Origin of the sequence: Kitasatospora sp. NPDC059146, assembly GCF_042786665.1 — a bacterium.
Classification (GTDB): Bacteria; Actinomycetota; Actinomycetes; order Streptomycetales; family Streptomycetaceae; genus Kitasatospora.
Genome location: NZ_JBHZCY010000129.1, coordinates 1 through 26670 on the forward strand (window position 1 = coordinate 1; position 26670 = coordinate 26670).

General features: G+C 74.2%; 25 protein-coding genes and 2 pseudogenes. 15 read left to right on the forward strand and 12 right to left on the reverse strand.

Annotation, left to right across the window (positions count from 1 at the left end; genetic code table 11):
• The 6 genes and pseudogenes from ACFXPX_RS35835 to ACFXPX_RS35860 all read left to right on the forward strand — a co-directional run.
• Positions 1 to 2227 (forward strand): annotated as a pseudogene (locus tag ACFXPX_RS35835) (hypothetical protein); the annotation flags it as partial.
• Entirely contained in the window at positions 2224 to 2619 is a 396-nt protein-coding gene (locus ACFXPX_RS35840; RefSeq protein ID WP_380590600.1) for a hypothetical protein, read from the forward strand. The pseudogene ACFXPX_RS35835 and the gene ACFXPX_RS35840, both read left to right, overlap by 4 nt.
• A gap of 144 nt (positions 2620 to 2763) precedes the next feature.
• Positions 2764 to 3132 (forward strand): hypothetical protein, encoded by a 369-nt coding sequence (locus ACFXPX_RS35845; RefSeq protein ID WP_380522852.1) that lies wholly within the window; start codon positions 2764 to 2766, stop codon positions 3130 to 3132.
• Positions 3133 to 3462: 330 nt separating this feature from the next.
• The gene (locus tag ACFXPX_RS35850) at positions 3463 to 4560 is read left to right on the forward strand and encodes a sugar ABC transporter substrate-binding protein (protein WP_380590597.1); all 1098 of its coding nucleotides are present in this window, start codon (positions 3463 to 3465) and stop codon (positions 4558 to 4560) included.
• Between the two features lie 23 nt (positions 4561 to 4583).
• Entirely contained in the window at positions 4584 to 5378 is a 795-nt protein-coding gene (locus ACFXPX_RS35855; RefSeq protein WP_375895376.1) for an ATP-binding cassette domain-containing protein, read from the forward strand.
• Positions 5375 to 6601 (forward strand): sugar ABC transporter permease, encoded by a 1227-nt coding sequence (locus ACFXPX_RS35860; RefSeq protein WP_380522850.1) that lies wholly within the window; start codon positions 5375 to 5377, stop codon positions 6599 to 6601. Before ACFXPX_RS35855 ends, ACFXPX_RS35860 begins: the two co-directional genes overlap by 4 nt.
• A gap of 476 nt (positions 6602 to 7077) precedes the next feature.
• Here the strand turns inward: ACFXPX_RS35860 and ACFXPX_RS35865 are convergent, their stop codons facing one another.
• The 4 genes from ACFXPX_RS35865 to ACFXPX_RS35880 form a co-directional block, all read right to left on the reverse strand.
• Positions 7078 to 7245, reverse strand: coding sequence for a hypothetical protein (locus tag ACFXPX_RS35865; protein ID WP_380644544.1), 168 nt, complete (start codon positions 7243 to 7245; stop codon positions 7078 to 7080).
• Between the two features lie 46 nt (positions 7246 to 7291).
• Complete coding sequence (locus ACFXPX_RS35870; protein ID WP_380644545.1) at positions 7292 to 8929, reverse strand: alkaline phosphatase D family protein; 1638 nt, start codon at positions 8927 to 8929, stop codon at positions 7292 to 7294.
• Between the two features lie 321 nt (positions 8930 to 9250).
• The gene (locus ACFXPX_RS35875; protein ID WP_380522848.1) at positions 9251 to 10153 is read right to left on the reverse strand and encodes a neutral zinc metallopeptidase; all 903 of its coding nucleotides are present in this window, start codon (positions 10151 to 10153) and stop codon (positions 9251 to 9253) included.
• 255 nt (positions 10154 to 10408) lie between these two features.
• On the reverse strand, positions 10409 to 11233 hold the full coding sequence (locus ACFXPX_RS35880) for a helix-turn-helix transcriptional regulator (RefSeq protein ID WP_380644555.1): 825 nt from the start codon (positions 11231 to 11233) through the stop codon (positions 10409 to 10411).
• 126 nt (positions 11234 to 11359) lie between these two features.
• On the opposite strand from ACFXPX_RS35880, the gene ACFXPX_RS35885 reads away from it, so the two are divergent.
• Positions 11360 to 12010 carry a class I SAM-dependent DNA methyltransferase gene (locus tag ACFXPX_RS35885; RefSeq protein ID WP_380644546.1) on the forward strand — a complete coding sequence of 217 codons (651 nt, stop codon included), beginning with the start codon at positions 11360 to 11362 and terminating at the stop codon, positions 12008 to 12010.
• A gap of 151 nt (positions 12011 to 12161) precedes the next feature.
• Here ACFXPX_RS35885 and ACFXPX_RS35890 read toward each other — a convergent pair whose 3' ends face one another.
• Complete coding sequence (locus ACFXPX_RS35890) at positions 12162 to 12506, reverse strand: hypothetical protein (RefSeq protein ID WP_380522846.1); 345 nt, start codon at positions 12504 to 12506, stop codon at positions 12162 to 12164.
• Positions 12507 to 12660: 154 nt separating this feature from the next.
• Between ACFXPX_RS35890 and ACFXPX_RS35895 the strand changes: the two genes are divergently transcribed.
• The 4 genes from ACFXPX_RS35895 (at position 12661) to ACFXPX_RS35910 (ending at position 16398) form a co-directional block, all read left to right on the forward strand.
• Positions 12661 to 13638 (forward strand): GlxA family transcriptional regulator, encoded by a 978-nt coding sequence (locus tag ACFXPX_RS35895; RefSeq protein WP_380522845.1) that lies wholly within the window; start codon positions 12661 to 12663, stop codon positions 13636 to 13638.
• 1 nt (position 13639) lies between these two features.
• Positions 13640 to 14371 carry an SDR family NAD(P)-dependent oxidoreductase gene (locus tag ACFXPX_RS35900; RefSeq protein WP_380644547.1) on the forward strand — a complete coding sequence of 244 codons (732 nt, stop codon included), beginning with the start codon at positions 13640 to 13642 and terminating at the stop codon, positions 14369 to 14371.
• A 395-nt stretch (positions 14372 to 14766) separates the two neighbouring features.
• Positions 14767 to 15408, forward strand: a complete 642-nt coding sequence (locus ACFXPX_RS35905) for a hypothetical protein (RefSeq protein ID WP_380644548.1) — start codon at positions 14767 to 14769, stop codon at positions 15406 to 15408.
• Positions 15409 to 15531: 123 nt separating this feature from the next.
• Entirely contained in the window at positions 15532 to 16398 is an 867-nt protein-coding gene (locus tag ACFXPX_RS35910) for an NAD-dependent epimerase/dehydratase family protein (protein WP_380644549.1), read from the forward strand.
• 28 nt (positions 16399 to 16426) lie between these two features.
• On the opposite strand, the gene ACFXPX_RS35915 is transcribed toward ACFXPX_RS35910, so the two are convergent.
• The 4 genes from ACFXPX_RS35915 to ACFXPX_RS35930 form a co-directional block, all read right to left on the reverse strand.
• Positions 16427 to 17218, reverse strand: a complete 792-nt coding sequence (locus tag ACFXPX_RS35915; protein ID WP_380522839.1) for a maleylpyruvate isomerase family mycothiol-dependent enzyme — start codon at positions 17216 to 17218, stop codon at positions 16427 to 16429.
• A 96-nt stretch (positions 17219 to 17314) separates the two neighbouring features.
• Positions 17315 to 19417: an elongation factor G gene (gene fusA, locus ACFXPX_RS35920; RefSeq protein ID WP_380644550.1), complete on the reverse strand. Its 2103-nt coding sequence runs from the start codon at positions 19415 to 19417 to the stop codon at positions 17315 to 17317.
• Between the two features lie 354 nt (positions 19418 to 19771).
• On the reverse strand, positions 19772 to 20344 hold the full coding sequence (locus ACFXPX_RS35925) for a hemerythrin domain-containing protein (RefSeq protein WP_380644551.1): 573 nt from the start codon (positions 20342 to 20344) through the stop codon (positions 19772 to 19774).
• A 4-nt stretch (positions 20345 to 20348) separates the two neighbouring features.
• Complete coding sequence (locus ACFXPX_RS35930; RefSeq protein WP_380590566.1) at positions 20349 to 21287, reverse strand: DMT family transporter; 939 nt, start codon at positions 21285 to 21287, stop codon at positions 20349 to 20351.
• Between the two features lie 48 nt (positions 21288 to 21335).
• On the opposite strand from ACFXPX_RS35930, the pseudogene ACFXPX_RS35935 reads away from it, so the two are divergent.
• The 3 genes and pseudogenes from ACFXPX_RS35935 to ACFXPX_RS35945 form a co-directional block, all read left to right on the forward strand.
• Positions 21336 to 21857: pseudogene (locus tag ACFXPX_RS35935) on the forward strand (MarR family winged helix-turn-helix transcriptional regulator); the annotation flags it as partial.
• Positions 21858 to 21989: 132 nt separating this feature from the next.
• Positions 21990 to 22526, forward strand: a complete 537-nt coding sequence (locus tag ACFXPX_RS35940; RefSeq protein WP_380644552.1) for a DUF6328 family protein — start codon at positions 21990 to 21992, stop codon at positions 22524 to 22526.
• A 236-nt stretch (positions 22527 to 22762) separates the two neighbouring features.
• Positions 22763 to 23368: an AAA family ATPase gene (locus tag ACFXPX_RS35945; RefSeq protein ID WP_380644553.1), complete on the forward strand. Its 606-nt coding sequence runs from the start codon at positions 22763 to 22765 to the stop codon at positions 23366 to 23368.
• A gap of 18 nt (positions 23369 to 23386) precedes the next feature.
• Here ACFXPX_RS35945 and ACFXPX_RS35950 read toward each other — a convergent pair whose 3' ends face one another.
• On the reverse strand, positions 23387 to 23779 hold the full coding sequence (locus tag ACFXPX_RS35950) for a hypothetical protein (RefSeq protein WP_375897391.1): 393 nt from the start codon (positions 23777 to 23779) through the stop codon (positions 23387 to 23389).
• 176 nt (positions 23780 to 23955) lie between these two features.
• Between ACFXPX_RS35950 and ACFXPX_RS35955 the strand changes: the two genes are divergently transcribed.
• Positions 23956 to 24468, forward strand: coding sequence for an AAA family ATPase (locus ACFXPX_RS35955; RefSeq protein WP_380644556.1), 513 nt, complete (start codon positions 23956 to 23958; stop codon positions 24466 to 24468).
• A 512-nt stretch (positions 24469 to 24980) separates the two neighbouring features.
• Here the strand turns inward: ACFXPX_RS35955 and ACFXPX_RS35960 are convergent.
• Both ACFXPX_RS35960 and ACFXPX_RS35965 read right to left on the reverse strand, forming a co-directional pair.
• Positions 24981 to 25508 (reverse strand): ferredoxin, encoded by a 528-nt coding sequence (locus ACFXPX_RS35960; RefSeq protein WP_380590560.1) that lies wholly within the window; start codon positions 25506 to 25508, stop codon positions 24981 to 24983.
• A gap of 252 nt (positions 25509 to 25760) precedes the next feature.
• On the reverse strand, positions 25761 to 26444 hold the full coding sequence (locus tag ACFXPX_RS35965) for a hypothetical protein (RefSeq protein ID WP_380644554.1): 684 nt from the start codon (positions 26442 to 26444) through the stop codon (positions 25761 to 25763).
• Positions 26445 to 26670 lie beyond the last annotated feature (226 nt).

Genomic DNA, 26670 nt, shown 5'->3' on the forward strand with positions numbered 1-26670 from the left:
CACCGGCGCGGCGCCCGGGGGCGCGGGCACCGGCGCGGCGCCCGGGGGCGCGGGCACCGGCAGCTCCGGGAACGGCACGACAGCAGCCGTGACGGTCACCGCAGCCGCTGTGGCGGCCACGGCGGCTGTGGCGGCCACACCGACGGCACCCGCGACGACCACGGCGGGAGCGTCCGGCGAGCACCTCGGCGCCCCGCACCCCCTCGAAGCGGACCCCACCCACCGGCCCGCCACACCGGCCCTACCGGCGGCGGGCCCGCTGCCCTCCCCCGCCGCCCCCGCCGCCCCCGTGCCCCGGCAGGCGGCCCAGCAGGCCGCCGTACCGGACCCAACTCCCCTTCCCACCAATCCCGTCGGAACGAGCGCCCCGGCACCCCGCGCCGGGGAGCCGACCGTGGCCGGGCCCGCGGAGAGCACGGTCGAGGCGCTGACGGCCGTGCTGCCGCACGGCTTCTGGTTCCCCGGCACGACCGTCCCGGCCGCCGTGCCGGACCCCCTGCTCCGGGCCGCCACGGCGCCCGGCACCCCGGTGCTGGTGGTAGGCCGACCGCACGCGCCCTTGCCACCGGCCGCCGACGTCGCCGCAATCGCCGCCGCCGTCGCCGCTGCCCGGCCCGGCCCGCCCGACGCCCGTCCCGCCGAGCTGCTGATCAGTGCGCCCTGGGCCGACCCCGCGCAGCTCGTAGCCCTGACCGGGGCGCTCGCGGCGACCCTGGGCCACGACGTGCGGGCCGCTGTCGGCCTGCCGACACGGACCGCGAGCGGCTGGTCCGCCCGTGTCCTGGGCGCCGACGGGGCCCCGGGCTGGGAGCCGTGGCTGACCGAGCTGACCGCCTGCCGCGAGCTGGGGCGGGTGATCGCCTCCGCGTGGCGCCCCCTGCCCGCGGCCTTCGCCGACTGCGGGCCGGCGCTCCATCAGGCCCCGGTCGCGGGCTGGCGCCTGGAGGCCGTTCCGGCCGGGCTGTGGCTGCGGCCCGACCAGGTGCCGGACGACCGCGGCCCCCGCCTGCTCGCCCCGGACCCGACCCGGCCGACCCTGATCGCGGGTTCGGCCGACCGGCCGGCGCCCGCCGAGGTCCTCGCCGTCCTGGAGGACCTGGTGTCCGCCCTCACCGAACCGGGCGCCCCCGCCCCGCGACTGCTCCTGCCCGCCACCCCCACCGTCCGACGAACCCACCCGGCCACCCCTGCCACCCCCACCCCGCCGGAACCCATCGCCCCGGCCACCGCCGCGACCGTCACCACCCAGAGCACCACCCCCGACACCCCCGCACCGACCCCCGAACCGGCCGGCCCGCAGGACCCGCCCACCCCGCAGGCCGAAGGGGCGGGCCCCGGCGAGCCCCCGGCCCCGCCGCAGGGCGCCATCGTCCCCGGCTCCCCCGACTCCCCCGACACCCCCGGTCGTGCCGCCGCGCCCCGCCTCCTCGTCCCGCCCACCGTCGGCACCACCGCCGCCGGCCGCGCGTCCACGCCCGCCGAGCGGGCCGCCTTCCGGGCCCTGCTGGGTGCGGACTTCCACCGCTACGCCGGCCGCGCCGAGCAGGCGGCGCTGCGGATGCCGGCGCTGCGCGCCCAGGCGCGGGACGACCTGAAGGACGACCTGGCGGCGGTCTACCTGCACCACGCCGACACCGGTATCCCGGTGCACCGCGCCGAGTTGGTCGAGGCCGCCCGCCGCGGCGACCACGCCACCGGGCCGCTGGCCCCGTACCTGGCCTGTCTGGGGTCCGGGTTGCGGCGGCTGCCCAACCACCGGGGCGCGGTGCTGCTGGGCGCCGAGGCCGGCGAGGAGGTGCTGGCGCAGTACGTGCGCGGCGCGCTGCTGGTGGAGCCCGCGCCCGTGGTGGGGACCGCGGAGGCGGAGGTGGTGCCGGGCACGGGCGTGGAGTTCCTGGTGTGGTCCGCCACCGGCCGCCGCACGTCCGTGATCGCCGAGGAGGGGGATCCCGAAGTGGTGTTCCCGCCCGGCACCCGTTTCCTGGTGCTGGACGTCCTGCCCGCCGGCGAGGACCGCCCGGCCCGGGTGCTGCTGCGGGAGACCGGCCAGGCACCCGCGCCGGAGGGGGAGGGGGCCGGGGACGAGCAGGACCGTTCCCGTCTGCTCGCCTGGCAGGCCCGCCGTGACCAGCTGCCGCCCGAACGCCTGCGGGCCCCGGCCCGCCCCGAGCGCCTGCGCCTGACCCCGGGCGTGCGGCCCGACGACCCACGAGGAGTTCCCTCATGACGCATCAGGAGCAGTACACGCTGTACCGGCAGGAGGCGAAGCTGCTGGCCGCGGTCGGGGAGCACGTCCACCACCAGGTCGGCCGGGTCACGGTGCGCCTGCCCGCGGAACTGGCCCGCGCCGCGATGGCGGCCTGGGAACGCGACGACGAGGGCGAACTCGGCGAGGAGACCTGGGAGGAACGTGAACAGAGGGACCAGGCCGGCGAGTTGGCACTGATCGGCCTGGCCCTCACGGAGGACGGCCGCCACGATGGCGGGGAGGTCGTCGTCGACCTGCACGTCAGCTCCGCCGGGGCCGCCTTCCGCGCGTACATCGAGGCGGCGGGGCCGGCGTTCCGGCAGACGGGCCCGGCCTACCCGCCGCCCCCGCAACCGGACCCCGACGCCTGACGCCCGTACCACCCCCCGGCGCCCGGGGCGCGGCGGCGCGCCCCTGTCGGATGTCAGGGACCGCCCTGGCCCGCACGTTCCTACGCTGGCGAGCACTGGCCCCGACCGCAGGTGGGGGCCGCCGCACCAGCGAGGGAGTACACCATGCGAAGGATCACCCGTGCCCTGACCGCCGTCGCGATCACGGCCGCCGCACTGACCGCCGTGGGCACCGGCGGCGCCGGCGCCGCCGTCACCGGCGACTGGGCGGGCTGCCCGTCCGGCGCCGTCTGCGTCTACCCGCAGGACCAGAACCCGGCCGTCTCCCCCAGCGCCGTGTACTGGAGCTACGGCGCCCACAACCTCAGCGGCCAGTACGGCAACCACTGGGTACTGAACAACCAGACCGGCGGCGCGCACGCCCACCTGTGCAAGAGCAGCGGCGGCGGCAACTGCGTGTACGACATCCCGGCCCAGAACGGCGTCTACTACGACCTCGGGCCGATCAACTCGATCACCCTCGACCGGCCCTGACGATTCGTCAGGTCGGGGCTGTCCGACGATCGTGAGGTGCCCGCCGCATCAGGGGAGCGGCGGGCACCTCGCCGTCTCCCCGGCAGGACGGCGCGGCACTCCTGCCGCACGGCACCGGGCTCCCCCCGCCTACCGAGAAGCCGAGCCTCTATCCCGGTACCACCGCCATGTCAAGCGCACACGCCGGGAAAACCAAAAGCGTTCACGAAGATAACGAATAGCAGGCGTTCGCTCGGAGTCTGGTTTTACTTCTTGACGCCATGTACGCGGTCAGGGTTGACTCCCCCCACCCCGCCGCACCGTCGCGGCGCCCCAGGGAGAGGCACCCGTATGAACGCCGTACTGCGTCGCGTACTCGTCCCGACCGTCGGCCTCGCGCTGGCGCTTTCCATGACCGCCGCCTGTGGCAAGGCCGGCGGCGACAAGAAGGACTCCGCCGCCTCCGGCGACAGCACCTCCATAGGCCTGCTGCTGCCCGAGAACGCCTCCTCCGTGCGCTACGAGTCCTTCGACCGGCCCTTCATCGAGGCCAAGGTCAAGTCCCTGTGCGCGGGCTGCAAGGTGCTCTACAACAACGCCGAGGGCAGCGCCGCCAAGCAGAAGCAGCAGTTCGACACCCTCCTCACCCAGGGCGTCAAGGTCATCATCCTGGACGCCTTCGACGCCAAGTCCACCCAGAGCTGGGTGCAGGAGGCCGCCGCCAAGGGCGTCAAGGTCCTCGCCTACGACCGCCTGGCCACCGGCCCCGTCTCCGCCTACGTCTCCTTCGACAACGAGAAGGTCGGCGAGCTCCAGGGCCAGGCCCTGCTGGACGCCCTGGGCCCCCAGGCCCCCGACGCGAACATCGTCATGATCAACGGCGACGAGGCCGACCCCAACGCCGCCCAGTTCAAGACCGGCGCGCACAAGGTCCTCGACGGCAAGATCAAGAAGGTCGTCTACGAGCAGTCCGGCCAGTGGAACCCCACCGTCGCCGGCCAGAAGATCGCCGCCGCCGTCACCCAACTCGGCAAGAACGGCTTCCAGGCCGTCTACTCCGCCAACGACGGCATGGCCGGCGCCATCATCACCCAGCTCCAGGGCTCCGGCATCAAGGTCCCCGTCGGCGGCCAGGACGCCGGCCTCGACGCCATCCAGCGCGTCGTCAACGGCGACCAGGCCTACACCATCTACAAGGCCTACAAGCCCCTCGCCGAGTCCGCCGCCGAACTGGCCGTCGACCTCCTCCAGGGCAAGGACGTGAAGTCCGTGGCCACCACCACCGTCGACAGCTCCACGGACAAGAACATCCCGGCCAAGCTCCTGGACGCCAAGGTCGTCACCAAGGCCGACATCGCCCAGACCGTGATCGCCGACGGCCTCTACAAGGCCTCCGACATCTGCACCGCCGACTACGCCGCCGCCTGCACCGCCGCCGGCCTCAAGTAGCCCACCACCCCCGAACATTCAGGATGGTTCATGTGACAGGCGCACCCGTCCTCCAGCTGCGCTCGGTCTCCAAGCGCTTCGGCGCCGTCCAGGCCCTCACCGACATCGACCTCGACGTCCACCCGGGCGAGGTCCTCGCCCTCGTCGGCGACAACGGCGCCGGCAAGTCCACCCTCGTCAAGACCATCGCCGGCGTCCACGCCGTGGACGAGGGCACCATCACCTTCCGCGGCACCCCCGTGCGCCTGGCCCGCCCCCAGGACGCCACCGCCCTCGGCATCGCCACCGTGTACCAGGACCTCGCCCTCTGCGACAACCTCGACGTCATCGCCAACCTCTTCCTCGGCCGCGAACAACTGCGCCACGCCCTGCTCGACGAAGTCGCCATGGAGCAACGCGCCCGCGACCTGCTGGACACCCTCGCCATCCGCATCCCCGACGTGCACGCCCCCGTCGCCGCCCTCTCCGGCGGCCAGCGCCAGGTCGTGGCCATCGCCCGCGCCCTGGTCGGCGAACCGTCCCTCGTGCTGCTGGACGAACCCACCGCCGCGCTCGGCGTCGAACAGACCGCCCAGGTCCTCGACCTGGTGGAACGCCTGCGCGACCGCGGCCTCGCCGTGATCCTGATCAGCCACAACATGGCCGACGTACGGGCGGTGGCCGACACCGTCGCCGTCCTGCGCCTGGGCCGCAACAACGGCGTCTTCCCCGTCGCCGACACCACCCAGGAACAGATCGTCGCCGCCATCACCGGCGCCGACGACAACGCCCACGCCCGCCGCCGGGCCCGCCGCGCCGAGGAGGAGGACGCCGCATGACCGCCCCCGCCCCCGACCCCCGCCTGCACGTCACCGCCCCGACCTGGGCCGGACGAGCCGACGCCGCCCGGCGCCGGCTCGCCTCCGGCGAACTGGGGTCGCTGCCCGTGGTCGTCGGACTGGTCGTCATCGCGATCGTCTTCCAGTCCGTCACCCACCACTTCCTGCAGGCCGACAACCTCACCAACATCACCCGCTTCATCGCCGGACCGGGGCTGATAGCCGTCGGCGTCGTCTTCGTCCTCATCCTCGGCGAGATCGACCTCTCCCTCGGCTCGGTCGCCGGCGCGTCCTCCGCCATCACCGCCGTCCTCGCCGTACGCCAGGGCTGGCCGGAATGGCTCGCCATCGCCGCCGCCCTCGCCGCCGCCTGCGTCATCGGCGCCCTGCACGGCCTGCTCTTCGCCCGCGTCGGCGTCCCCGCCTTCGTCGTCACCCTCGCCGGCATGCTCGCCTGGAGCGGCCTCCAGGAATGGGTCCTCGGCGACGCCGGCACCGTCAACAACCCCCACGACGGCATCGTCGCCGGCCTCGACTCCACCTTCCTCGGCGACGGCGACATCGCCTACGCCTGGGGCCTCGCCGTCCTCGCCCCCGCCCTCTACCTGCTCGCCCAACTGCGCACCGCCCGGCGGCGGTCCGCCGCCGGCCTGGCCTCCCGGCCGCTCGCCGACACGGTGCTGCGCACCGCCGCGCTGGCGGTGCTCGCCCTGGCCGCCGCGTACGCCCTCAACCAGGACCGCGGCCTGCCGCTGTCCCTGGTCGTCCTGCTCGGCGTGGTCGTCGCCACCGACTTCACCCTGCGCCGAACCCGCTTCGGGCGGCAGATCTTCGCCCTCGGCGGCAGCGTCGAGGCGGCCCGGCGCGCCGGCGTCAACGTCGCCCGCGTCCGGGTCACGGTGTTCATGCTCTCCGCGCTGCTGGCCGGCCTCGGCGGCCTCTTCTACGCCTCCCAGCAGGGCTCCGCCGACAAGCAACTCGGCAGCGGCAACGTCCTGATGATGGCCATCGCCGCCGCCGTCATCGGCGGCACCAGCCTCTTCGGCGGCCGCGGCAACACCTGGTCCGCGCTGCTGGGCATCCTGGTCATCCAGTCCATCACCACCGGCCTGGACATGGTCCACGCCGCCCAGGCCATCCAGTACATGATCACCGGCGCGGTCCTGCTCGCGGCCGTCGTCCTCGACTCCCTCACCCGCCGCACCCGGGCCGCCCGCAGATAGCCCCGGCCGCCCGTCAACCCGCTCCCCGCCACCCCGAAACCCCGGGACGGCGGGGAGTCCGGCGTTCCGCCCCGCCCGCACAGCGGCCCACCTACGCCGACGAGTCCGGTATCGACCACCGAAGGGCACTCAACCCATCCGCCCCGACCCCGGTGAACAACCAACCGTCCCGCACTGGGCGACCATCCTGAGTGACCCTCACCACCGGACACACCAGCCTTCCGGAGGCAGCGCTCCGCGTAGCGCCCGCCTTCTCGCTCCACGGCGTGTCGCAGCGTCCGAGGCGCAGAGTCCCGATCTGCTGCCGGACCGTTACTCCTCAGGGTCGGTCGGATCCTCGCCGACCGGCACGCCCTGAACGAAGGTGACGTCGGGTTCGGAGGCAGGGTTGATCCAGCACCGCATGGTGAGAACCGGGGAGAAGGACTTCGCGTCAGCGGCGAAGACCCGTTCGGCCTGGACGAAGTCGGGGTTGGCTATGCCGACGGAGAGGAGATGCGCATGTCCAGCGGGTGCAGCGAGCGCGGATGGCGGCAGAACTCCAGGAACTCGGAGCGGTTCTTGGTCTTCTTCACGCAGCCGGTGAAGCCGCCGTCCGGGCCGGGGAGTTCGGCGAGGTCTGAACCTACGGCAGCCTTCCGCACCGCCGCCCCGGAAGCCGGGGCGGCGGGGCTTCGTCGTCGGCCGGCCTCAGGCCGGGTGGAGGCCCGGGTTGCCGGCCTCGGTCACGAAGGACGCGGCCGTGGAGACCGTTCCGCCGGGGCGGGTGATGTGGGAGACGGTGCGGTAGTCGGCGCGGGCCCGGTGGCGGTCCAACGTCAGGGTGGTGTAGCCGCGGCGGCCGTCGTAGAACTTCATGTGGGGGTTGGCGGCCGTCAGCGTGGCCCAGTTGGAGGGCTTCTCCTCGCCGTCGCCGTCGCTGCTGACGGAGGTGCCGACGATCTCCACGCCGACCGTCCGGGAGCCCGGGTCGTCGAAGTCCCGCTTGACGTCCATCGCGTAGGCGACGTGGACGTCTCCGGTGAGCAGCAGCAGGTTCTTCGTACCGGCCTCGTCGACGGCCTTGAGGAAGCGCTCGCGCGCCGCCGGGTAGCCGTCCCAGGCATCCATCGACAGCTTCGAGCGCTCGGCGGTGGTGTTCTTGCGGCGGGAGAACACCACCTGCTGGGGCACCACGTTCCAGGTCGCCCGGGAACGCCGCAGCCCCTCGGCGAACCAACGCTCCTGGGTGGCGCCCATCAGGGTGCGGCGCGGGTCCTGGGACTCGGGTGTCGGGTACTGCCAGCCGTCGCCGTTGGCCTGATCGTCGCGGTACTGGCGGGTGTCGAGGATGTCGAACTGCGCGAGCTGCCCGCAGTGGACCCGCCGGTAGAGGGTGAGGTCGGTGCCGCGAGGCTGGGGCAGGCGCAGCGGCTGGTTCTCCCAGTAGGCGCGGTAGGCGGCGGCACGGCGGGCGACGAAGGGGGCCGGGTCCTGGTTCTTCTCGGGGATGCCGGCGGCGTAGTTGTTCTCGACCTCGTGGTCGTCCCAGGTGACGTACCAGGGGTGGGCGGAGTGGGCGGCCTGGAGGTCGGGGTCGTTCTTGTAGAGGCTGTAGCGCAGCCGGTAGTCCTCCAGGGTGACGGTCTCGTGGTCGAGGGCGGCGGGCAGGACGCGGTCGGTGTACTTGCGGTCGCCGCCGGCCGCGTCGATGGCGTACTCGTAGACGTAGTCGCCGACGTGGAAGACGGCGTCGAGGTCCTCGTCGGCGAGGTGGCGGTAGGCGGTGAAGTAGCCGTCCTCGTAAGCCTGGCAGGAGACGACGGCGAAGCGGGTGCGCTCCGGGCGGCGGGTGCGGGCGGGGGCGGTGCGGGTGCGGCCGACGGGGCTGGCCCAGGCGCCGACGGTGAAGCGGTAGAAGTAGCCGCGGGCCGCGTCGAGGCCGTCGACGTCGACGTGGACGGCGTAGTTGAACTCGGCGTGGGCGCGGACGGAGCCGCGTCGCTCGACGCGGCGGAAGCGCTCGTCGCGGGCGATCTCCCAGCCGACCCGGACGGATCCGGCCGGGGGCAGGCCGCCGCCGGGTTCCAGGGGGCGCGGAGCGAGGCGGGTCCACAGCACGACGGCGTCGGGCAGCGGGTCGCCGGAGGCCACGCCGAGGGTGAACGGGTCGTCGGTGATCAGGCGCGGCGCGAACTCGGGGGTGTCGGCGTGGGCGGAGGGCAGGTTGACGGTGAAGGCGAGCGCGGCGGCGGCCGAGGTGACGGTCAGGAAGCGGCGCCGGTCCAGGCGCGCGGCGGCCTCGCGCAGCAGGCGGTCGGGCGAGGGGCGTTCGGCGGGACGGGGCATGGCGGGGCGGCCTTTCGCTGCTGGGGGCGGTTCGACTCCGGGAGTGTGCGAAGGAATTGGAGTGGACCGCTCCGTACGCCGGAGGTCCGGACCCGGGCGGCGGGGTGATCATCCGATGGGAGATTGGTGAAGGTCCGACAGATGCCCTGATACCTGGGGGAATCCGGGCGATGAGCCTCCTTTCGCAGGACACGGGACGGACCATCGTGCGGGAACGGTGCACGCCCGGGCCGTTTCCGGCCCGGGCGTGCAAGGGGTTGGTCAAGCGGGTGTCCTGGGGATCGGTCGAGCGGGCGGGCCGCGCCGGATCCCTCCGGGAGGTCAGATCCGCCCGGAGAAGGTGTCGCACTGAGTCATGTCGCCGCCGCGGTAGCCGGTCGTGAACCACGCCTTGCGCTGCGCGGAGGAACCGTGCGTCCACGCCTCCGGATTGATCCTCCCGGTGGCCTGCTTCTGGATCCGGTCGTCACCCACCGCCGCCGCCGCGTCCAGGCCCTGGGCGATGTCCTGATCCGTCAGCACCGAGATCAACGGACGCCCCGTGGAGGCCTGCGGGGTCGTGGTCGCGTGGTGCGCCCACACCCCCGCGTAGCAGTCGGCCTGCAGTTCCAGGCGTACCGAGGCGCTGTCCGCGCCCTGCCGGTCGTTGCCGACCTTCTGCATGGTGCCGAGCAGGTTCTGCAGGTGGTGCCCGTACTCGTGCGCCACCACGTACGACTCCGCGAACGGGCCGCCCTTGGCGCCGAAGCGGCTGGACAGCTCGTCGAAGAACCCCAGGTCGAAGTACGCCATCCGGTCACCTGGACAGTAGAACGGACCCACCGCCGAGGTCGCCGGACCGCAGGCGGTGGAGACCCGGTTGGTGAACAGCACCGTCTGGGCGGGCTTGTACGCCACCTTCGTACGGGCCGGCAACTCCGCCCCCCAGAACTCCTGCAGGCTGTTGGTCACCGCCGTGATCCGGCAGTCCTGACGCTTGTTCGCGTCCACACCCTTCTTGCAGGACTCGCGCACCTCGCTGTCCGTCCGCGCCCCGGTGGTGGAGGAGCCGCTGCCACCGCCGTCGGACAGGCCCAGCAACTGCGGATCGACCCCCAGGATGACCGCGAACAGCACCGCGATCAGGCCCACCGCTCCGCCGCCGAGGGCGACCTTCCCACCCGGAATGCCCCGCCGGTCGTCCACCTGCGAGGTGTCGAGGTCGCCCTCGTCATCGAACTGCATCGCCCCTGCCTGCCCGCTTCTGTCGATCCATCGGTGTGCCGGTGTGCCGGTGTGCCGAGGTGTCGGTGTGTCGATGTGTCGGCGTGTCGCGTTGGTGACGTTCTGTTCCGTCCCCGGCCCGCTCAGCCTACGGGGCGCCGGGCCGGACACGCGGCAGCCGGCGCAGCACGCGAGCGAGGTCACACCCGCCCGCACCGGACCGACGCTCCGGCCGACCCTGCGGGCGGGCGCACGGTCCGCACGCCCGCCCGGGCGTCACACCCCGGCACCGACCACCCGCAGCAGCTCCAGCCGCGAGGCGCTCTCGCTGCCCACCGCGGCCGTGTGCACCAGCAGCAACTGGTCCTCCCCGCCCGCGGCCAGCACCTCGCACTCCAGCACCAGTTCCCCCACCACCGGATGGCACACCCGTTTGGCCCCACTGCGCCTGCGCGCCACCTCATGGCGCTCCCAGTGGGCAGCGAACTCCGGTCCCGTCGCCAGGAGTTCGGCGAGCAGTCCGGCCACCCGCGGATCACCCGGGCGGGCCGCGTGCGCCGCGCGCAGGCCCGCCACGTGGGCGCGGGCCAGGGCCTCGTGGTCCTCCGGCGGGAAGAGCGCCCGGCTCGCCGGGTCGGCGAACCAGCGCAGCAGCAGGTTGCGCCGGCCGGAACCACCGGCGTCCCCGAACACCGCCGCCGCCATCGCGTTCTGCGCCAGCACGTCCCCCACGTCCGAGACCACCTGTGCGGGCACGTCGTGCAGGCGGTCCAGGATCAGCAGCAGTCCGGGCCGCACGTGCGCGTGGGCGCCGTGGCGGCGCGGCGGCTCGTGGCCGGCCAGGTGGAACAGGTGGTCGCGCTCGTCCTCACTCAGACGCAGCGCCCGCGCCAGGGCCGCCAGCAACTGCGGGGAGGGCTGCGGGCCGCGGCGCTGCTCCAGTCGCGCGTAGTAGTCCACCGACAGTCCGGCCAGCTGCGCCACCTCCTCCCGGCGCAGCCCGGGCGTACGGCGCCGGGCACCGGGCGGCAGGCCGAGGTCGGCGGGCGTCAGACGGGCACGGGCGCGGCTGAGGAAGTCGGCGAGGGCCTCACGGTCGATCATGGTGCCCAGCATGGCGCGCTCCGGGGCCGGTAGCCAGGGCCTACCGGTCCGGGGCTGGGCGGGCTCCAGGGTCGGTCGGGCTCCAGGGCCGGCCGGGCCTCGGGTGGTCTAGAGTCGTGGCCCGTGTCCGGATCCTCGTCACCCTCCTCCTCGTACCTGCGCACGACCGCCGACGCCTACGACGCGCTGGCGGAGCGCTACGCCGACTTCATGAGGGACGGCCTGGCCCACCTGCCGCTGGACCGCTCCCTCGTCACCGCCTTCGCCGACCTGGTGCGCGAGTCCGGGTCCGGCCAGGTCGCGGACCTGGGCTGCGGGCCCGGCTACCTCACGGCCGCGCTGGCCGAGCACGGCCTGGACGCCTCCGGCATCGACCTCTCCCCCGCACTGATCGCCATCGCCCGCCGGCGGTACCCGCGGCTGCGCTTCCGGACGGGATCGATGGATGCCCTGGCGGTGGGCGACGGAGAACTGGGCGGGCTCGTGTCCTGGTACTCGCTGATCCACACCCCACCCGAGCAACTCCCCTCCTACCTGGCCGAGTTCCGCCGCGTGCTGGCCCCGGGCGGGTACGCGCTGCTCGGGTTCTTCGAGTCCGAGGGCGATCCCGTCACCCCGTTCGACCACAAGGTCACCACCGCCTACCGCTGGCCCGTCGACCACCTCGCCCACCTCGCCCGCGAAGCCGGCCTCACCGAGAACGCCCGCCTGCTGCGTGAGCCCGGCGAGGGCGAGCGCTTCCGCCACGGCCGGCTCCTGCTGCGCGCCGTCTAGTGGCTCGTCTCGGGTCCTCGGCCGGGCTAGGGTGACGTGACGGTGCCAGCCGGTCCAGGAACTCGGACGGGCGGGCGGGCCACCGGGTGGGCAGCCAGTACGACCGGCGCTGTCACCGCGGCCTCGATCCGACTGTGGCTCAAGCCCTGGCTCACACCGACTCCAGGGCGTCGGCCCGTGCCTCCAGGTCTGCTGCGATGCCGTCCCAGTCCGGCCCGTGCGTCCACAGGCTCCCTGCCGCCTCCCGCAACAACGCCGGCTCGTCCGGCCGCTGCAGCAGCACGAGCCGATACGCCAGATTCCGCACCCACACCGGCAGGAGCCCGTCGACCAGGTGCGGGCACAGCTCCCTCAGCATGGCGAGAATCGCATCCGCATCCGCGAAGGTCAGCTCCTCGACGAAGAAGGACTCCGCATGCTCCTTGGCGCACTGCGGCGTGGGCCGGTATTCGTCTCCGAAGAGGCAGCGGGCGTGCTCCGTCAGCGTGCTGTGCATGCCGGCCAGCCTACGACGGCATGATCCGCCGGACGGGCGCGGGCCGCCCCCGGGTACGGCGCACAGCACCCGGGGCGCGCCGCGCGGGGCGTGGCGCGATCCGTGGGGTGCTCGTCGTTGACGCCGTCGACGCCGCTCGGACAGCCTGGCAGGCATGCGTCAGGTGGTGTTCGTGGTGTTCGAGGGATTCCAGTCGGTCGACCTGGTCGGCCCCCATGCGGTGTTCCATTACGCACAGGAGGCGGTCGGCGGCTACGACTGCCCGGTGGTGGCCCCCCGCGCCGGTGCGGTCCGCTCCTCCAGCGGGCTGACGATGCACGCCACCCACGGGATCGCGGACCTCGCCCCCGAAGGACTGGACACCCTGGTCGTGATCGGCGGCCCCGGCGTCAACGACGCGCGCCACGACCCCGCCCTGGTCGCCTGGATCACCGCGGCCGCGTCCGGCGCCCGCCGGGTCGCCTCGGTGTGCAGCGGTGCGCTGCTCCTGGCCGCCACCGGCTTCCTCGCCGGACGGCGGGTCACCACCCACTGGGCCCGCGAGCGCCAACTCGCCCAGGAGCACCCCGAACTGACCGTGGACTGCGACCCGATCTTCATCCGGGACGGGCCGGTGTGGACCTCCGCCGGCGTCAGCGCCGGCATGGACCTCGCACTCGCCCTCGTGGAGGACGACCACGGGCCGGAGCTCGCCCTCGCGGCAGCCCGCGAGATGGTGCTGTACCTGCGCCGACCCGGCAACCAGTCACAGTTCAGCGTCCCCCTGTGGTCGGCGCAGCCGACCAGCGGGCCCGTACGCACAGCCGTACGGGCCGTCCAGGACGACCCCGGCGGGCGGCACGGCCTCGCGGAGCTGGCCGCCCGGGCCGGCCTCAGCCCCCGCCACCTGCAGCGGCGCTTCGCCGCGGAAGTCGGCACGGGACCGGCCGCGTACGTCGAACGCGTACGGATGGAAGCGGCCCGACGGGCCCTCACCGAGACCGACGAACCGGTCGCCGCACTCGCCCGCCGCCTGGGCTTCGGCACCGCCGAGACCATGCGCCGCACCTTCCACCGCCACCTCGGCATCGCCCCCGACCACTACCGCGAACGCTTCGGCCACTCGACCACCCACGCACTCCCGGAGAACTGACATGAAGACACAGCTCGTCACCGTGGTCACCGGCGGAAGCCGCGGCATCGGCGCGGCGATCTGCCGGCGCCTCGCAGGCGAGGGCCACGACGTCGTCCTCGGCTACCACACGGACGGCGCCGCCGCCGAGGCCGTAGCGGCGCAGGTCCGTGACCGCGGCCGCACCTGCCTGACCGTACGGGCCGACACCGCCGAGGAGGCGGACGTCGAGCACCTCTTCGACCGGGCCGCACAGCTCGGCCCCCTCACCGCCCTGGTCAACAACGCCGGGACCAGCGGCCCCAACGGACCACTGGCCGAAGCCGACCCGGCCGGGATCCGCCGCGCCCTGGACATCAACATCCTCGGATACCTGCTGTGCGCCCGCCGCGCCGTCCAGGACATGGCACCTACGGGCGGCGGAGCGATCGTCAACATCTCCTCCGCCGCGGCCACCCTCGGCAGCCCCGGACAGTACGTCCACTACGCCGCCTCCAAGGCCGCCGTCGACGCCATGACCGTCGGACTGTCGAAAGAAGTCGCCGGACAGCGCATCCGCGTCAACGCCGTCGCCCCCGGCACCATCTGGACCGACTTCCACCAGGACCCCCAACGCCCCGCCAAAGCCGCCGCCAACATCCCCCTCGGCCGCGCCGGCCGGCCGGAGGAGATCGCCGCGGCGGTCTCCTGGCTGCTGTCACAGGACGCCTCGTACACGACCGGGGCGATCCTCCGAGTAGCGGGCGGACTCTGACCCGAACCCGACACCCAGGGGGGTACCCCCCACTCACCAGAATGACAACGGGACGCCGCACGTGGACCCCGCAGGAACGCGCCATGCACCCCTGACACCCCGCCCGGCCGTCACGGCCGGAGCTGGCGGGCGAGCCCGGCACAGGTCGTTCGAGAGAGCCCGACCGACGGACCGGGCACCTCGCGATCAGACGTTCGCCGGCCCAGGACGAGACCCTGCGCATCGGCGAGAGCCGCCCCCGCCCACCGCGCGGAGCGTTGCCAGTCGCCTTGACCGAGTCGGCCAGAACCGCCGCCGACCGGGCGAGGGGGCCGCGCGCGGCGGCGGGGCGGCGGAGCCGGTGCCGGGGTGCGGCCGGACACTGGTGGGCCCGGACGCCAGGCAGGAGAAACCCCATGGACGAGCGCAGCCTCCCCCACCTCCCGGGCCGCCCGGACCCCGGCGGGAGCCGGCCGGGCGGCGGGCAGGCCGGGGTGCTGGGCACGGCGCTGGCCGGGGTGCTGGCGGCCGCGCTCGCCTCGGGGTCCTGGCAGTGGTTCTCCACCTACCTCGGGCTGACCCTGCTCGCCGTGGTCTTCGCCTTCGCCGACCCGCCACTGCGCTCAACCCGTGCGCACGGTACGCCCGGTACGCCCGGTGCGGGGTTCGGCCGCGGTCGCCTGCGGTCGCTGGCGGCCTACTCGCTGGTCGTCGGCCTGTGCGCGGCCCTCGTCCTGGCCTCGGCGATGCAGCGCTGGGCCTGGCTGCTGCCGATGCCGGGCACCCGCGCCGAGTGCGCGCGCCTGGGCGACTACGCGGCGCTGAACGTGCGGGCCGCCCTCGGCGCGCTCGCCGACCAGGGGGCCGACGCGCTGGCCTCCGCGCAGCGCACCCAGGGCCGGGTCGCCGTGAACGACTGCCTGGCCTCGACGACGACGCTGTGGCTGCCGGTGTACGCGTCGGCGGCGGCGCTGCTGACCGCCCTCGCCGTCCACCTCGCGGGCCGCCCCCGCGCGGCACGCAGCGGCCCGGGCCGCACAGGCGACAAGGAGCGGTAACAGGACCGGCGGTCCCAACCAGGGATCGGGAATCCCTGGATCAGCGGGTCTCTGTCGGCGGCCGGGCGGGGCGGGCAAGCTGGTGCACGTCGGAGAGCACAACTCCTGTGAGGGGAAGCAAGCATGACGAAGATCCTGGTGACGGGGGCGACCGGTTCGGTGGGGCAGCGTCTGGTGCCGCGCCTGGCGCGGTGGGCCGGGGCCGAGGGTGGCTCGGTGCGGGTGCTGGTGCGGGACGCGGCCAAGGCGCAGGCGGTGGGGCTGGGGCTGGACGGGGTGGAGACGGTGGTCGGGGACGTGTGCGAACCCGCCGACCGGGCGCGGGCGTTGGCGGACGTCGACGTGGTGCTGAACGTGGCGGCGGCGCTGCGCGGGGTGCCGGACGAGCGGGCGTGGGCGGTCAACCGGGACGCGGCGATCGCGCTGGGCCGGGAGGCCGCGAAGGCCGGGGTGGCGAGGTTCGTGCACACCAGCACGAACCTGGTGTACGGGCGGGGGCTGGGCCGCCCGGCCGTGGAGGAGGACCGGTTGGCGCCCGACCCGGCGTGGGGGGTGTACGCGCAGTCCAAGGCGCAGGCCGAGGCGGGACTGCGCGAGCTGGCGGACGAACTGCCGCTGGTGGTGGCCCGGTTGGCGTTCGTGTACGGGGAGGGCGATCCGCACCTGGCGCAGTCGCTGCACTGGGCCGCGTCCTGGCCGGCCCACCAGCGGCTGGCGGTGGTGCACCACGCGGACGTGGCGCAGGCGCTGTGGCGGGCGGTGGTGACCCCGGGGATCGAGGGCCGCACCTACAACGTGTCGGACGACGCGCCGCTGACCGCCTGGGACCTGCACGTCCTCAACGACCGCACCCACCCCGGCACTTCGGCGCCGGAGGCGGAGTTCGACCCGTGGGAGGGGCAGGTGTCGACCGCGGCCGCCCGCCGGGACCTGGGCTGGCGTCCGCTGTTCCCGTCGGCGTGGGCGGCGGCACAGGCCGGGACACTGTGACCACCGCCCACCCCGGGCCGACCGGCGATCAGGCGCTCGGGTCCCAGTCGATGAGCTGCTGGAAGACCTGACGGTCGCCGTCGATGTTCATGGCGTCCAGCGAGAAGCGGCCGTAGCAGAAGAGGACCAGCTCGGAGGCAATGCCACGGGCGGAGACATCCGCAGGCGTGGCGGCGGCCCCGGTCGGATGGTCGGTCAGGCGCTCGACCTGGACGCCGTCGGCGCCCAGGTGCAGGCGCCAGGAGCGGCCCTCGGTGGCGTGGTAGTCGATGACCGCGGGGGTGTGCGGCCAGGCGACGGGGGTGGCGACGCAGGTGAACTGGAACTCCTCGACGCCGTCGAGCGCGACCTCCTCGGGCAGCATCTCGGCCGCTCCGTTGGCGAGTTGGGCGTCGTAGGTGTGCACCGCGCTCTCCTGGACCCGGTGGCGGGCGACGCCGCCGGCGCTCTGCGGGGTCTGCGAGCCGGGCCACCACGTCCAGCAGTCGGCCTCGGCGCCGACGGCGCGCAGGGTGTCCAGCAGCTGCTGGGTGGAGTCGGCCAGCCAGGCCGTCAGGGCCTCGCGCTCGCGGGGTGCGACGATGGCGGCGCGAGCGGCGACGGCCTCGGCGGGGGGCCCGTCGGCGGGGCCGGCGGCGACGATCGCGGCCCAGAAGCGGTCTCCGCTGCCCAGGTGCCGGGCCAGGTCGTGGAGCGTCCACTCGGGGCAGCTGGGGACCTTGGCGTCGAGGTCTGGGGCGGCGGCGATCGCGGCGCGGAAGGCGGCGGAGCGGTCGTCGATCAGACGCAGCAGGTCGGGGAAGTCCGGGTTCTTGTGCACCCGGGAGTTCTACCACCGTACGGCGACGGCGGACCAGCGGTTTTCTCGGGAGGCAGGGCCCGGCCCTCCCCCGGACGGGGAGGGCCGGGCCGCGCCTCAGCGGGCCGCCCGGCCGGCCGCGGGGGCCGCGGGAACCGTGGGGGCCGCGAGCGCCGAAGCCGCCGCGGGCGCCGGGGCGTAGCCGGCCGGCCGGGTGGTGAAGGTGCCGCGCCCCTGGGTACGGCTGCGCAGCCGGCCCGCGTAGCCGAAGAGTTCGGCCAGCGGTACGAGGGCGTCGACCTGGGCGGTGCCGCCCGGGCCGGGCCGGGTGCCCTGAACGGTGGCGCGGCGGGCGGCGAGGTCGCCCAGGACGGTGCCGAGCGCGTCCTCGGGCACGGTGACGCTCACCTGCGCGAGGGGTTCGAGCAGGTGGAGCCGGGATGCGCGCAGCGCCTCGCGCAGGCCCTGACGGGCGGCGGTACGGAAGGCGAGCTCGGAGGAGTCCTTGGGGTGGGTGAGCCCGTCGGTGAGCGTGACCGCGACGCCGGTGACCGGGTGGCCGCCGAGCGGGCCCTCGGAGAGGGCGTCGCGGCAGCCGGCCTCCACGGCCTGGACGTACTCGCGCGGCACGCGCCCGCCGGTGACGGTGGAGGTGAAGGCGAAGGCCTCGTCGGCGGGGGCCAGGTCGAGGACGATGTGGGCGAACTGGCCGGACCCGCCGTCCTGTTTGGCGTGCCGGTGGGTGAAGCCGGTGACGCCTTCGACCAGCGCCTCGCGCAGCGCGACGCGGGGGCGGCCGACGACGGCCTCGACGCCGGCGTCGCGGCGTACCTTCTCCACGGCGACCTCCAGGTGCAGTTCGCCCAGGCCGGACAGGGTGCGTTGGCCGGTTTCGGGGTCGGTGGCCAGGCGCAGCGAGGGGTCCTCGTCGGTGAGGCGGGCCAGGGCGGCGGTGAGCTTGTCCGTGTCGGCGCTGCGGCGGGCCTCGACGGCGACGGTGACGACGGGTTCGGCGCTCACGGGTGCCTCCAGGAGGATCGGGTGGTCGGGGTCGCACAGGGTCGCGCCGACGCGGGTGTGCTTGGGGCCGATGACGGCGACGATGTCGCCGGCCAGGGCGTGGTCGGTCTCGGTGTGGCGGTCGGCCTGGACGCGCAGGATGCGGGCGATGCGTTCGGTGCGGCCGGTGGCGGCGTCGAGCAGGGTGGCGCCCTTGTGCAGGGTGCCGGCGTACAGGCGCAGGTAGGTGAGGCGGCCGGTGGGCGCGGTGGTGACCTTGAACGCGAGGGCGGTGACGGGCTGCCCCGGGTCGGGGAGGCGCTGTTGGGAGCCGTCGGCGGCGGTCACGGGCGGGGTGTCCAGGGGTGAGGGCAGGTAGGCGAGGGCGGCGTCCAGGAGGGGTTCGACACCGCGGTTGCGGTAGGCGGAGCCGGCCAGGACGACCACGGCATCGCCGGTGCGGGTGAGGTCGCGCAGGGCGGTGGTGAGGGTGTCGGTGCCGAGGGTGGCGTGGGTGCAGAACTCCTCCAGGGCCCGGGGGTCGAGTTCGGCCACGGCCTCCTCCAGAGTGCGGCGGCGGGCGGCGGTCTCGGCCGCGAGGCGGTCGGGGACGGGGCCCTCCGTCAGGGTGCCCTCCGCGTCCCAGGTGAGGGCGCGCAGGCGGACGAGGTCGACGAGGCCGGTGAAGGCCTCCTCGGTGCCGATGGGCAGGTGGACGACGAGCGGGTGGGGGTGCAGGCGTTCGCGGATGGAGGCGACGGCGGCGTCTAGGTCGGCTCCGGCGCGGTCGAGCTTGTTGACGAAGGCGATCCGGGGCACGCCGTGGCGTTCGGCCTGGCGCCACACGGATTCGCTCTGCGGCTCGACGCCCGCGACGGCGTCGAAGACGGCGACGGCGCCGTCCAGGACGCGCAGGCTCCGTTCGACCTCGTCGGCGAAGTCGACGTGGCCGGGGGTGTCGATGAGGTTGATCCGGTGCCCGGCCCAGGCGCAGCTGACGGCGGCGGCGAAGATCGTGATGCCGCGGTCGCGTTCCTGGGGGTCGAAGTCGGTGACGGTGGTGCCGTTGTGGACCTCGCCGCGCTTGTGGGTGGTACCGGTGAGGTAGAGGATCCGTTCGGTGAGGGTGGTCTTGCCGGCGTCGACATGGGCGAGGATGCCGAGGTTGCGGACGGCGGCGATCGCGGCGGTGCCGATAGTGGTGGTGGTGTGGGTGCGCATGGCCCGGTGCCTTTCGAGGCGGTGCTACGGGTGGAAGCGCGATTGGCACAGTGCTGTCGCTGAGTTCTGACATTCCGTCAGATCATTGACGAGAATGGGCCCTTGACAAGTTTCTACGGGCGGCGTTCTCAGACGGTGACGGCACTGTTCCGGTGCCGGCCGCGCAGCGGGCACCGGAAGGGCGAGGACACCAGGATCACCTCGTACCGCGAGGCGGGAGAGGGAGCGGCGGCGCTGTGCTTCGGCATGGCCGTCCCGCCCCCTCTCCGATTGCTGTCGTCACGGTCGGCCGCGCATTCGAGGCGCGGCTGCGGGGCGAGTCTAGGGAGGGCGGACTCGCGTCGGCGAGGGGTTTTACGGTGCGCGGAAGCGCAGGACCGGCCCCGACCAGTCCTCGCGGCCGCCGACTCCGGTGTCCAGGGCGGCGTCCAGAGCGGCGCCGATGGCGCGTTCCTCGTAGGCGAAGTGCGACTCCATGATGGCGGCGAGGCCGTCGAGTTCGCGCCCGACGGCCTCCAGGTCCGCAGCCCGTACGGCCTGTTCGGCGAGGTCGCGGACCCGGGCGAGGATGTGGGTGATGAGGTCGTGGTCCTCGGCGAGTTTGGCGACGGTGGGGGCGAGGTCGGGCCGCTCGCGCACCAGGGCGGCGAACAGGCCCTGATCCTCGCCCTGGTGATGGTTCGTCAGGGCTGTGCAGAAGGCGAGGCAGTGGGCGCCCAGGGAGTCATCGGGCATGGTCCGGCGGCCCAGGCCCGTGCGGAGGTTGGTCAAGCGGCGGCGCAACTCGTTGTGCGCCTGGGAGAGTTGGAGACTGAGAGCGGCCGTTCGGCCGCGCGAGTACGGGGAGGCCACGAGCGGGCGGTCCCTTCGGTTCCGCACCTCCATGCCTGGCGCGGTCCGCCATCGGCACGCGATGCTGCCCGCCATCCGATCACGTGCCACGACACCGCCGCAAGCCCGGCCCCGAGGCCGAGGCCGTCGGCGCCGTGGGGTCGGCGGACGCACCGGTGTCCGGCACGGCCGCGCGGGTGCGGGGGCGCCCGAGCAGGATCCCGGCGGCCACCAGCACCAGGCCCGCCCCCTGCCGCAGCCCCAGTGCGTCGCCGTCCAGCGCGGTGCCCAGCAGCACCCCGGCCAGCGGGTTGAGCAGTCCGAGCAGGCCGACGGTGCCGGCCGGCAGGTGCCGCAGGCCCGCGAACCAGCAGGCGAAGGCCAGCGCGGTGGCCACCAGCGTGACGTAGCCGAAGGCCAGCAGGGTACGAGCCGAGAGCGCCGGCGGGGCGCCCTCGGCGAGGACGGCCGAAGGGAGCAGCAGCAGGCCGCCGGCCGTCAGCTGCCAGGCGGTGGCGGCCAGCGGGTCGGCGCCCTCGCGCCAGCGGGCGGCCAGGACGTAGCCGACGCAGGAGACCAGCATCGCGCCCGCCGAGGCCGCCAGCCCCCTCCCGTCGGGCATCCCGTCGCCGCCGAGGACGGTGAGCGCCACCCCGCCCAGGCCGATCACCGCCCCGGCCAGGTGGGCGCGGTGCGGGTGCTGGCCGGCCAGCACCCGGGCGGTGAGCAGCATGGCCAGCGGGGAGGCGGCCATGACGGTGGCGGCGGTGCTGGTGGGCAGCAACTGGGAGGCGAGGTAGAGCAGGACGAAGAAGACCGCGGTGTTGAGCAGGCCGAGCACGGCGCTGCGCCACCACCAGGGACCGCGGGGGCGACGGCGGGCGAGGGCGAGCAGCAGCAGTCCGGCGGGCAGGGCGCGCAGGGCGGCGCCCCACAGGGGCTGGTCGGCGGGCAGGTAGGCACGGGTGACCCAGTAGTTGGTGCCCCAGGCGAGGGGGGCGAGGGCGGTCAGCAGGACCCACCGGGCATTGGCTTCCATGGAAGACAATATAGCTTCCTTGGAAGCTACTGGAGGTAGGATGGGCCCATGGACCCCACGGACCACGCTGATCACACCGATCACGCCGACCACGTCGCCCTCATCCAGGCCCAGTGGCACCGCGAACGCCCCGACCTCGACGTCTCCCCGCTGGCCGTGATCGGGCGCCTGCACCGCCTCGCCGACCGCCTCACCGCCGAACTCACCCTCGTCTTCCAGCGCTACGGGCTGAGCGAGGGCGAGTTCGACGTGCTCGCCGCGCTGCGCCGCGCCGGCACCCCCTACGAGCGCGCCCCCGGGGAGCTCGCCGCCCACACCATGGTCACCACGGGCGCGATGACCAAGCGGATCGACCGCCTGGAACGCGCCGGCCTGGTCACCCGCCGCCCCGCCGAGGACGACCGGCGCGGGCGCGTGGTCGCCCTCACCGACGCCGGGGTGCGCCTGATCGACGAGGCGTTCACCGCCCACCTGCGCAACGAGCACCGCCTGCTCGCCCACCTCGCCCCCGAGGAGGCCGCCGCCCTCCAGGCCCTGCTCACCGCCTGGCACCGGCGCCTGGACGCCCCCGGAACGCCGGGGCCCGGCACGACCCTTCCGGCTGCTCCCGACCCCGGCCCGGGCTCCGACCCCGACTCCGGTCCCGGCCCCGACCCTGACGACGGTCCCGGCCACGGGCGCCGGCCGCGCACAATGTGACGCATGAGCACCCCTCCCTCGCCCGGCCCCGACCCCGACCCCGGCCGCCCCGACGAGTCCTCACCCCCGCCGCCGGGCTGGGAGAACCCGGCCGTACGGGCCGACCGACGCCTGGTCGAACTGCTCCAGGAACTACGGGTGCTGCAGACCGGCGTCCAGATCGTCTTCGCGTTCCTGCTCGGCGTCGCCTTCACCCCGCGCTTCTCCGAACTCTCCGACGCCCAGCAGGACATCTACGTCACCACCCTGCTGCTGACCGTCGTCGCCGCCGCCGTCCTGGCCACCCCCGTCGCCCTGCACCGCGGCCTCTACCGCCACCCCGGCAAGGCCCGCATCGTCGACGTCTCCGCCCGCATCGCCCAGTACGGCCTGCTGCTGCTCGCCAGCGCCCTGACCGGCGCCGTGCTGCTGGTGCTGGACGTCGTCCTCGGCCCTGCGCCCGCCGTCGCCATCACCGCCGTCATCGCGCTGATCTTCGCCACCCTCTGGTTCGCCCTGCCGTGGGCGGTGCGCCGCGCCGCCACCCGCGAGCGGCCCTGACGGGCCCCGTCGGCCCCGTCGCCCCCACCCGGGTCGCCGGACCCGTTGGCCGTCGCCCGCGTGCCCGTAGCGAGTACGGGCACGCGGGCGGCGGCAGCGGGACCAGACCGTGGGCCGGCTTCCGGGCGCCGGGGGCCTGGCCGCGGGGCGCCGCTCACCGGGCGTCCCGCCTTCCCCACTCCCCTAGAGTCCACCGGCACCCGAAAACGATTACCGCCCTCCTCTAATGTGACGGTATGCACACCGACCACCGTCCCTGGGACGTCCTGCTGATCGGCGGCGCCTCCGGCCTCGGCAAGAGCCGCGCCGCCGAGCGCCTGGCCGCCGAGCACGGCGCGTTCACGGTCGAGTTCGACGACGTCGTCGCCGCCCTGCAGGCCGCCACCACCCCCGCCACCCACCCCGCGCTGCACCACTTCGCCCCCTACCGCGACCCCGAGCGGGAACTGGGCGCCGACCGCGTCCTGGAACTGCAGATCGCCACCGCCCACGCCCTGGACGAAGCACTGCTCGGCGTCGTGCGCAACCGCGTGAGCGTGGACGTGCCGGCCGTCGTCGAGGGCGACTACCTCACCCCCGCGGCCGCCGTACGGGCCGCCGCCGAGGCCGCCGCCCTCGGCCGACGCCTGCGCGCCGTCTTCCTCCACGAGGGCGACCCGCGGCGCATCGGCGCCAACTACGCCCACCGCGAACCCGATGCCGGGCCCCAGGACGCCCGCGCCGACGTCAGCGCCCGCTACTCCCACTGGCTCGCCGACCGGGCCCGCGCCACCGGCCTGCCGGTGGTCGAGTGCCGCCCCTACGACACCCTGCCCGCGCGCCTGACCGCCGCCCTGGCCTGAACCCGCGGCAGCCTCCCCCTACTGGCCTCCGGCGGGGGCGTCCTCGATGTCCGAGATCAGCTTGGTGCTCAGGTCGCTCTGCACCGCCAGCCGGGTGTGCCCGGCGTCGGGGCCGGTGCCCCAGGTGAGCGTGACCGTGGTGAACAGGTGCCCGGCGCCCGAGTCGTGGTAGCGCACCTCCCAGGCCGTGGGCACGTCCTGGGCGCGCAGCACGCCGTCGGCGTGGTTGGCCTCCTCCCACGCCGCCAGGCGCTGACGGAAGTCCTCGGTGAGGTAGTGGGCGCGCAGGCCGTCCGACAGGTCGTCGGTGCCGTCGGAGACGGCGTCGATGTAGGCGCCGTAGAAGTCGGCCACCCGGTCGACCGCCGAGTCCGGGCTGCCGCCGCGCACCGCGTCCCCTGGCTGGGTCATGATGGTCCCCTCCGTTTCGTACGGGCCCGCGCGCCGTCGAGACGCCGCCCGGGCGGGTCGGGCCGGTCGGTCCGTCCACCGGTCCCAACGATCGCCGGGCGCCGGAGGTTTCGGGTACGAAGTCCCAACGGGCTTGACCGGCGAGCGGGTTGGACGGGAGGCAGGCGTTGCTGATCGTGGTGAGCGGCGGGCCGGGCAGCGGCAAGACGACGCTGGCGCGCGCCCTGGCCCGGGCCGTCGGCTGCCCGGCGGTCGTCCGCGACGAGTTCAAGGAGGGCCTGCTGCACGCGGGCACCCGTACGCCCGAACCCGACCTGGCGGTGCGCGACGCGTTCTTCGACGTCCTGGGCGTACTGGTGGACGCCGGGATCAGCGTGGTCGCCGAGGCCGCCTACCAGGACCGCCTCTGGCGCACCGGCCTGGCCCCGCTCGCCACCCGCACCGACCTGCGCATCGTGCACTGCCGGGTGGCCCCCGCCCTGGCCCGGCGCCGCATCGCCGAACGCCTGGCCACCGGCGCCCACCGCGCCGCCCACGCCGATCACGCCCTGCTCGCCGCCCCGACCGGCCCGGGCAACCTGATCGACGACTTCACCCCACTGTCCCTGCCCGTACCCCACCTGCACGTGGACACCACCCACGGCTACCACCCGCCACTCCCGGACATCACCGCCTTCACCCGCCCATGAGCGCCGGGCGCTGGAGCCCCAACCCAGGCAGCCCGCGCACCGGAAGTCGGCCCCGCCGACTTCCCGCGCAGGCGCCGCCGAGCAACCGGTGGCCGGACCGGCCGTGCTCACGAGAGCGCGGTGAACACCCCCCCTCGACCAACACCGGCACCACGGCAGTGGCGTCCAGCTCGACCGCGACCTCCACATCCTCCGCGAGACCACTGTGCGTCAACTTCCGCCTCGACACGCACCCGGACCACCTTCCCCGACATGACCTACCGAGGCTCCATCCGACAGGATCGGTGCCTGGTAGCCGCCGGCAGGTGGGCCTCATCTCCGGCGACAGCGCCGACGCCCAGGGAGTCAAGGTCGTGACGCGCGCACAAGACCCTGATCTGGGAACGCACCCGCATCACGCAGCGGCTGCGGCACGCCCTGCTCGACTACTTCCCCGCCGCCTTGGAGGCGTCCGACGACCGCCACCGGGATCCAGCTCGGTCCCAGCGGGCCCACGCACTCGCCGCGTGACGCTACAGCTCGGGCAACCGGTCAACGGGGGTGGGGGACTGCCGCTCTTCCAGCCAGTAGAGGTAGATCCGCAGGTCAGTTGCCAGATCACCGGCGATGTAGCGCTCGAAGTCGCGAACGGCAGCGGCTATGCCCTGGTCTGCCCGGGCATCGCTCTCATCCCACTTGCTCCGCTGATCGGACAGGTATTGCACGACCTGGCCGCGATTACGCCACCACTCCCGGACCGTTTCCGGTGTCCATCGGGAGTCGCCGTCACAGCCGTACCCGAGGAACGGGTCGCTGCCTGCCGCCTCGACCAGCAGCGCGGTGTCCGCAGGCGTTCGGGGCTGGCGATAGACGTACTCGCTGAGGTACTCGCCTCCGTAGAGGACGTGGGCGGGCGCCGAGAGCCGTCCCGTCCAGCAGGTGTCAGTCTCCCCGCCGTAGAAGGGCCCGGGGACGTTGAGCCACAGTCGGTCTTCCCAACGGCCCCGAAAGGCATCGCGGTCGTTGCCGAGGACAGCCACCGGGTCGAAGTAGAGCGTCATCCGCCGAGACTAGGGCATTCGTTCGAGCTGAACGACGGGCCGCCGATGGGAAGGGGACTGCCTCGCCCCGGCTCCCGCAGCGCCGCTGTCACTACGCCCGCACCCAACAGCTCCCCCAGTGCCGGACGCAGCGTGCCGTCGGGCCAGGGTGGTGGCACTGCGCAAGCAGGCGGCCACGACGGTGGCGCCGGCCCGGTGGGTGGTCGCGCATGGCGGGCGATCCTGCTACGGGCAAACCGTTCTGACGATAGGTCAGTTCCGGCGCCAGGGCATGGTGAGCGCGGCGGTACGGTCGCTCCACCGTTCGGCCGTCCAGCCCTCGACGCCGTAGCGCGCGCCCCAGTTCGTGCCGTCCCAGTCGTGCCCGGGCGTCCACGGCGGGCGTGGCGGCTGCCATCCTCCGGGGGTGGGGGTGACCAGCAGTTCGTCCTGGTGGGCGTAGCCACCGGTGAGGACGGTGGTGACGAACTGGGCGAAGCCGCCTTCGTGGACGTCCAGTGCGCCGTCGAGGCCGCCGCAGTCGAAGACCGCCACCGGCCACCGGTCCGGGTCGGGGCCGGTGGTCAGCCAGCAGCAGTGGGCGTGGTTGCTGTTGACGGCCCAGGAGAGCAGGCCTCCGGGGTCGGGGAAGACCGGGGTGTGGTCCTGGCCCCAGAACTCGTCCTCGCCGTGGACGAGTTCGCGCAGCTCCCCGTCGCTCCGGGTGCGCCAGTCGGCGAAGCCGTCGGGTGTGCCGTCGGGGCGGGTGCGGACCGGGGCGGTGAGGCCCCACTCGCCGTTGAGGTTCACCGCCCCGTAGAGATCGATGAACGCCCGGTAGTCGGAGGGCAGTTGGACGCCGAGTTCAGCGGGGGCGAGTTCCCAGGGGACCTGTGCGGGGGTGTAGGCGGGCTCGCCCATGATCGCCCGCAGCCGCTCGAACGCCGCTCCTGCCATGTGTCCCGCCTCGTCATCCCGCATCCGCTGCCCCGACTGCCCGGCCTGCCCGGCCTGACCGGACGGCTCGTACTGTAGGCGAACCGTCCGACAGCCGGGCGAGCCGGGCGGGCGTCAGCGGGATGCGGCGTCCTGGCGCAGGCGCTTCTTGTCGGGCTTGCCGACGGAGGTGAGCGGGATGGCGTCGACCAGGTGGAGGGCTTCGGGGGCGTAGAGGCGGCCCTTG